Genomic DNA, 6284 nt, shown 5'->3' on the forward strand with positions numbered 1-6284 from the left:
GCGCATAGCGCCGAATCCCGAAGTCGAAGATCTCCCCCACAGCTATCTGGGGAGAACTACCCATGTCATCGCATTGACCATGAACAGGTCCGCCGATACCGTCATCGCTACCACACAAACAATACCGACGACTCGTATGATCGCGTGGACAGAAAGAAGACAACCATGTTCAAGAAGCTTATGGTCACAGCACTCGGCCTGATGATGATCCTGGGTGTGATGGGCATCAACGCCACCACCGCATCGGCGGACCCCGGCAAGTCCCTGAGCAAGGAAAACATGCTTGTGGTCACTGTGGTGGCGTATGGGAAAAGCCGGTCGATCGAACCAGAAATGGTCGCCATGACCAAGGATGGCCGCTACGCCATCACCGCGAAGTATGTCGGCAAACGAGATTCCGGAAAGCAGACCTACCTCACCTACGTAGCTCGGAACCTACCCTGGGGCAGAACCCTGTATGTGGATGGGTACCGTGCGGCCGGTCTGATGGACGGCAAATACGTCCCGTACCTCGTGGGAAACAAGTACGTCCGGTTCGAGAAAAATTTCCGGGATTACCGAGTCACCATGAATGTACATCTGAAAGCAAACCCGGCGTGGGCGCGGTGAGGTCGGGCTTCCCCGTGTGCCTGCCATGACGCAGAGCTCATGAATTCGGTGCTCTGTTCAGCTTATCGTGACGGCTATGAATCCTGATCCGGTCCGGTTTATCGACAGCACGCGCGATGACAGAGACGCATACTACTGGATGCCGAAGTGCTCACCTCGAGCATCGATCGTTATTGTGCACGGTATGGGCGAGCACATAATGCGGTATCAGCACATTGCCGATTCTCACTGGAGCCGGATTTGCCGTATACGGATACGATCTGCGCGGCCATGGCGCCAATATCACCCCCGGTGCCGGCCGCGCAGAGATCGGCGCCGATGGCTGGCCTGCGCTGGTGGCCGCCATCGGCGCGTGTGCCCGTGCGGTGCGACGGACGCATCCAGGGCTGAAACTGGGTGTGCTGGCGCACAGCATGGGATTGTTCGCCACTCAACAGGCACTGCCGTCCGACAGCCACCTGTTCGACGCGGTTGCGCTGTTCGCCCGACCATACGCACTGAGCACCGTATCCCCGGACCTGCCCATGTATTTGGCTGTCGGCGAGATGGATCGTCCTGCTGGCACTCGGCCTGGCTGTTGGACTCGCAGGATCTGCGGGATCGGTGCCGAAGTTCGCCCCCATACCAATCGAGCGGTGCGTCAAGATCTCGAACGCATGCACGCAGATCAACCAGAATGTGCAAGAGTTCGCCAAGTACCGGGCTGAAATCGTTGCAAGATTTGATGTCGGGTCTCGGACAGACGTGGAGCTGAAGGAGTGGGTGGCGGGGAACTACTACAAGACCGTCACGCGCACACCGAGTTCCCGAAAGTCCAGCAACGGAAAGACGTACGGCTACGTTGTGTACGGGTTGAAACCCGGCAAGAAGTATGTGGCAACCGCATATGGGCGACGGAACGACTATCCGAGCTTCGGGAGTACGGTGGCATTCACGGTCAGTCGGCAGGCACCTGTCTACTACGGTTGGGCCATCTCCTATCATCAGCAGATCAATTAGCACACCGGTCTGCTCCGCGAAACCTTGCCGGTAGCTCCGGAATGTGCCTGTCGCAAAATTCTGGACGCCGTTTAGGACAAACCGGAACTGTCGGCAAGGTTTACAGGTCTGTTCCTACTTCCTTGTCCAGGGCGCGGAAGTCGGTGGCGGCGGCTTTCATCTCGGACAGACGGCCGTAGTGGATGCCGGTACCGGCGTCGGAGAGGATCGCCTGGTGGATGGGGACGGCGACGCGGGGGGCCATGGCGCGCAGGTAGTCGACGGATTCGCTGAGCTTCATCCAGGGGGCAGCCGATGGGAGGGCGAGGACGTCGATCTTCTCGAACGGGATGTAGAACGAGTCGCCGGGGTGCATGAAGCGGCCCGGGGCGTCGGCGGTGTCGAGGACGTAGGCGACGTTGTCGATGACGGGGAGTTCGGGGTGGATGACGGCGTGCCGGCCGCCGGTCACGCGTACGGAAACCGAGCCGACTGACACCTGATCGCCGGCGTGAGCGGCGGTCCACGATCCGGCGACACTGTCGCCGGTGAGCTGGGCGGTGGTCTGCGGGTCGGCGTACAGGACCGCATCGGGGTTGGCGGCGACGAGATCGGGCAGGCGTGCGACGTCGCAGTGGTCGGGGTGCTGGTGGGTTACCAGGATCGCGTCGAGGCCGGTGAGGCCGTCGAAACCGTGGGAGAAATTGCCCGGGTCGAAGAGGATGCGGGTGCCGTCGAGTTCCACCAGTAGGCACGAGTGGCCGAAGTGCGTGATCTGCATGTTTCCACTGTTCCACCACCACATGGAATGCGTCGATGGAACGAGTTCACCCGGATGCGTGACAACCTCCCTACCGAGTAGTAAGGTCTGTTCTTACTACCGAGTAAGATCGGTGCGAACGTTTCCACCCCGTCCCCAGGACACCCGTCCGGGGAGCCCAGGAAGAAGAGCTGAGGACATGACCACTCACGCCGAACCGCGCGATACCTCCGCAGTCGGAAAGAACCCGCATCCCCGCAACTTCATCGGCACCGCGATGCGCGTGCTCTCCACGGTCACCGGCTCCGAGTTCGCCGAGAAGTACCAGCTGCGTGAGCCCATCAACCGCGCCGCCTACCAGGCCACCAAGACCGGCTTCCAGTCCCTCGGCGCCGCGGGCCGCGCGTTCAAGAAGGTCCAGGGCGGCTCGGGCGAGGCATCGCGGCCGGCCAAGTCCACCAAGAACTACTTCAACCTGACGCCCGACGACGAGCAGCAGATGATCGCGGAGACCGTCACCGACTTCGCCACCGAGATCCTGCGCCCGGCCGCCTACGACGCCGACCACAACGCCGCCGCCCCCGAGGAGATCCTCAAGCGGTCGGCCGAACTCGGTATCACGATGATCAACGTCCCCGAGGAGTTCGACGGCGCGGCCTCCGAGCGCGGCGTCGTCACCAACGCGCTGGTCGCCGAGGCCATGGCGTACGGCGACATGGGCCTGGCCCTGCCGCTGCTCGCCCCGAGCGGCGTGGCCACCACCCTCACCAACTTCGGCTCCGAGGGCCAGCAGAAGACCTACCTGCCCGACTTCGCCGGTGAGGACGTCCCGCAGTCGGCCGTCGTCATTGCCGAGCCGCGTCCGCTGTTCGACGCGTTCGCACTGCAGACCAAGGCCACCCGGGTGCCCAGCGGCTACCGCCTCAACGGTGTGAAGTCGTTCGTACCGGCCGCCGGATCGTCGGAACTGTTCATCGTCGGCGCCCAGCTCGACGGCAAGCCCGCCCTGTTCATCGTCGAATCCGACTCCAAGGGCCTGATCGTCGAGGCCGACCCCGGCATGGGTGTGCGCGCCGCCGGCATGGGCCGCCTGCTGCTGCAGGACGTATCGGTGCCCGAGTCCGCGCTGCTCGGCGAGGAGCCGGGCGATGCCGCACTGGCCGCCTACCGTGACGTCGTGCGGCTGTCGCGTCTGGGCTGGTCGGCACTGGCCGCCGGCACCGGCAAGGCCGTCCTGGACTACGTGATCCCCTACGTCAACGAGCGTGAGGCGTTCGGCGAGCCGATCTCCAACCGCCAGGCCGTCGCCTTCATGGTCGCCAACATCGCCACCGAACTCGACGCGATCCGCCTGGTCACCCTGCGTGGTGCCTCGCGCGCCGAGCAGGGCCTGTCGTTCGCCCGCGAAGCCGCACTCTCGCGCAAGCTCACCATCGACAAGGGCCTGCAGATCGGCCTCGACGGCGTGCAGTTGCTCGGCGGCCACGGCTTCACCAAGGAGCACCCAGTGGAGCGCTGGTACCGCGACCTGCGTGGCGCGGGCATCGGCGAGGGCATCGTCGTCCTCTGACGGCGCGGCACAAGGTTTAGGAGAGAACACTCATGGCCATCAACCTTGAGCTTCCCAAGAAGCTGCACACCACCATCGACCAGGCGCATCAGGCCGCCGCGGAGATCTTCCGCCCTGTCTCGCGCAAGTACGACCTGGCCGAGCACGCCTACCCCGTCGAGCTCGACACCCTCGCCAGCCTCTACGACGGTCTCGCCGAGACCGGTCAGGCCGGCGCCGGCGCCGACGGTGGCCGCAGCCAGGCCGCCAAGAAGAAGCCGAAGGCCGAAGGCGAAGTGGTCAACGGCGGCAACATGCAGTCGGTGCTCAACGTCATGGAGACCTCGTGGGGCGACGTCGGCCTGATGCTGTCGATGCCGTACCAGGGTCTGGGTAACTCGGCGATCGCCGCAGTGGCCACCGACGAGCAGCTCAAGCGTTTCGGCAAGGTGTGGGCCGCGATGGCCATCACCGAACCGGGCTTCGGCTCCGACTCGGCGGCGGTCACCACCACCGCAACCCTCGACGGCGACGAGTACGTCATCAACGGCGAGAAGATCTTCGTCACCTCCGGTTCGCGGGCCACCCACATCGTGGTGTGGGCGACCGTCGACAAGAGTCTGGGCCGTGCGGCGATCAAGTCGTTCGTCGTCCCGCGTGAGCATCCCGGCGTGGAGGTCGCGCGCCTGGAGCACAAGCTCGGCATCAAGGCCTCGGATACCGCGGTCATCCGGTTCGAGAACTGCCGCATCCCCAAGGACAACCTGCTCGGCTCGCCCGAGGTGGATGTCAAGAAGGGCTTCGGCGGGGTCATGCAGACCTTCGACAACACCCGCCCGCTGGTGGCCGGCATGGCCGTCGGTCTGGCGCGCGCCGCCCTCGAAGAACTGCGCGGCATCCTCGAAGACGCCGGCGTGGAGATCGACTACGATCGTCCGGCCGCCGACCAGCATGCCGCCGCAGCCGAATTCATCCGGATGGAGGCCGATTTCGAGGCCGCCTACCTGATGACGATGCGCGCCACCTGGATGGCCGACAACAAGATGCCCAACTCCACCGAGGCGTCAATGTCCAAGGCGAAGGCCGGGCGTACCGTCACCGATATCACCAACAAGACGGTCGAATTGACCGGCACGCTGGGCTATTCGGAGCGGCTGTTGATCGAGAAGTGGGCGCGTGACTCGAAGATCCTCGACATCTTCGAAGGCACCCAGCAGATCCAGAACCTGATCATCGCCCGACGCGTCCTCGGTAAGAGCAGCGCCGAACTCAAGTGATCTGAGCACCACGAATATGGCCCCGTCCAACCTGATTCGGTTGGACGGGGCCATATTCGTGTGTGGCTACTTGCCGCCGAGTTGTTCGGCGAGGGCATCGAGGACGGCGCGGTCCTCGATGGTGGAGGGCACTGTGTACTCCTCGTTGTCGGCGATCTGGCGCATCGTCTTGCGCAGGATCTTGCCCGAGCGGGTCTTGGGCAGCGCGGCGACGACGGTCACGTCGCGGAAGGTGGCGACGGCGCCGATCTCGTCGCGCACCATCTTCACCAATTCCGAACGCAGGGTGTCGGGTTCGATGTCGACACCCGATTTGAGCACCACGTAACCGCTGGGCCGCTGACCTTTGAGGTCGTCGTGAATGCCGATGACAGCGCATTCGGCGACGGCCGGATGCGAGGCCACCACCGCTTCGATGCCGCCGGTGGAGAGCCGGTGTCCGGCGACGTTGATGACGTCGTCGGAGCGGCCGAGGACGAACACGTAACCGCCGGCGTCGATGAAGCCGGAGTCGCCGGTGAGGTAGTAGCCGTCGAACGCCGACAGGTAGGAGCTGCGGTAGCGGTCGTCGTCGCGCCACAGTCCGGCGAGGGTGCCCGGCGGCAGCGGCAGTTTGATGACGATGTTGCCCTCACTGCCGTCGGTGACCTGGTTGCCGCCGGCGTCGAGGATCTGCACCTGGTAGCCGGGCACCGGCACGGTGGGTGATCCGGCCTTGAGCGGCATCGGTTCGAGTCCGCGCAGGTTGGCAGCGATGGCCCAGCCGGTTTCGGTCTGCCACCAGTGGTCGACAACGGGAACGCCCAGCACCTCGGTGGCCCATTCGTAGGTGTCCGGGTCGAGGCGCTCACCTGCCGCGAACAGCGTGTGCATCGACGAAACATCGTATTTGGCAAGCTCTTTGGCGTCCGGGTCGGCCTTGCGGATGGCCCGGATGGCGGTGGGTGCGGTGAACAGCGCGCTGATCTTGTGGTCGGCGATGATCCGCCAGAACGCGCCGGCGTCGGGGGTGCCGACGGGTTTTCCCTCGTACATGACGGTGGTGGCGCCCACCAACAGCGGCGCGTACACGATGTAGCTGTGCCCGACGACCCAGCCGACGTCGGAGGCC

At 64.4% G+C, this 6284-nt stretch carries 7 protein-coding genes; 5 read left to right on the top strand and 2 right to left on the bottom strand.

All coding sequences use genetic code 11. From position 1 onward, the window contains the following. The first annotated feature begins 144 nt into the window (after nucleotides 1-144). The 3 genes from Q0627_RS15555 to Q0627_RS15560 all read left to right on the top strand — a co-directional run bounded on the left by Q0627_RS15555 (nucleotide 145) and on the right by Q0627_RS15560 (nucleotide 1608). Nucleotides 145-609: a hypothetical protein gene (locus Q0627_RS15555; protein ID WP_291015323.1), complete on the top strand. Its 465-nt coding sequence runs from the start codon at nucleotides 145-147 to the stop codon at nucleotides 607-609. Nucleotides 610-824: 215 nt separating this feature from the next. After that, complete coding sequence (locus Q0627_RS22525) at nucleotides 825-1316, top strand: serine aminopeptidase domain-containing protein (RefSeq protein WP_366852037.1); 492 nt, start codon at nucleotides 825-827, stop codon at nucleotides 1314-1316. Further along, on the top strand, nucleotides 1213-1608 hold the full coding sequence (locus Q0627_RS15560; RefSeq protein ID WP_291015325.1) for a hypothetical protein: 396 nt from the start codon (nucleotides 1213-1215) through the stop codon (nucleotides 1606-1608). Before Q0627_RS22525 ends, Q0627_RS15560 begins: the two co-directional genes overlap by 104 nt. A gap of 100 nt (nucleotides 1609-1708) precedes the next feature. Here the strand turns inward: Q0627_RS15560 and Q0627_RS15565 are convergent, their stop codons facing one another. Continuing rightward, the gene (locus Q0627_RS15565) at nucleotides 1709-2368 is read right to left on the bottom strand and encodes an MBL fold metallo-hydrolase (RefSeq protein WP_291015328.1); all 660 of its coding nucleotides are present in this window, start codon (nucleotides 2366-2368) and stop codon (nucleotides 1709-1711) included. Nucleotides 2369-2546: 178 nt separating this feature from the next. Here Q0627_RS15565 and Q0627_RS15570 point away from each other — a divergent pair, with 178 nt between their 5' ends. Both Q0627_RS15570 and Q0627_RS15575 read left to right on the top strand, forming a co-directional pair. Beyond that, the gene (locus Q0627_RS15570) at nucleotides 2547-3917 is read left to right on the top strand and encodes an acyl-CoA dehydrogenase family protein (RefSeq protein WP_291015330.1); all 1371 of its coding nucleotides are present in this window, start codon (nucleotides 2547-2549) and stop codon (nucleotides 3915-3917) included. Between the two features lie 32 nt (nucleotides 3918-3949). Then, on the top strand, nucleotides 3950-5173 hold the full coding sequence (locus tag Q0627_RS15575) for an acyl-CoA dehydrogenase family protein (RefSeq protein ID WP_291015333.1): 1224 nt from the start codon (nucleotides 3950-3952) through the stop codon (nucleotides 5171-5173). A 66-nt stretch (nucleotides 5174-5239) separates the two neighbouring features. Here Q0627_RS15575 and Q0627_RS15580 read toward each other — a convergent pair. Beyond that, a partial coding sequence (locus Q0627_RS15580) for an AMP-binding protein (protein ID WP_298811277.1) occupies nucleotides 5240-6284 on the bottom strand: 1045 nt, incomplete at its 5' end.

It is taken from the genome of uncultured Gordonia sp., from assembly GCF_937858515.1.
GTDB lineage: Bacteria > Actinomycetota > Actinomycetes > Mycobacteriales > Mycobacteriaceae > Gordonia.

Excerpts from the sequence above, each read along its gene's own strand:
- Q0627_RS15565 (WP_291015328.1), bottom strand. The coding sequence starts at position 2,368 with ATGCAGATCACGCACTTCGGCCACTCGTGCCTACTGGTGGAACTCGAC.
- Q0627_RS15570 (WP_291015330.1), top strand. The coding sequence starts at position 2,547 with ATGACCACTCACGCCGAACCGCGCGATACCTCCGCAGTCGGAAAGAAC.
- Q0627_RS15575 (WP_291015333.1), top strand. The coding sequence starts at position 3,950 with ATGGCCATCAACCTTGAGCTTCCCAAGAAGCTGCACACCACCATCGAC.